Annotated in this window: 1 protein-coding gene; it reads left to right on the top strand. The window is 66.8% G+C overall.

The features are described from left to right. A partial coding sequence (locus OC446_RS30745; RefSeq protein ID WP_262032637.1) for a hypothetical protein occupies nt 1–203 on the top strand: 203 nt, incomplete at its 5' end. Nucleotides 204–301 lie beyond the last annotated feature (98 nt).

Here is a 301-nt window from a genome sequence, read left to right as displayed (position 1 = left end):
GGTTCGAGCAGACGGCACGCTGCTGGAATGCGCAGCCGACACCGTTTGTCTGGAACGGCAAGCGCCGGCAGCGGCGCCGGCGCCGCGCGACGGAGCAGATGCATCGCGTTGGCGGCTCCGGAGCCTGCACCAGCCAACCGCTGCCTCAGCCGAAATCACAGGCACCAGCAGAATGCCAGATCCGACGGCAGACGACCCACTAGTAGTGGTCCGGCGCGTCACCGCCTCTGTTGCCGGTCGCTCTGACAGCGATAGCCGATGAAACATTGCCGCACATCCGCTGTGGGGACCCAGACCGGCT

Source organism: Microvirga sp. Mcv34 (assembly GCF_024519725.1).
In the GTDB taxonomy this organism is placed as follows: Bacteria; Pseudomonadota; Alphaproteobacteria; order Rhizobiales; family Beijerinckiaceae; genus Microvirga.
This window is presented reverse-complemented; position numbering and strand designations above follow the sequence as displayed.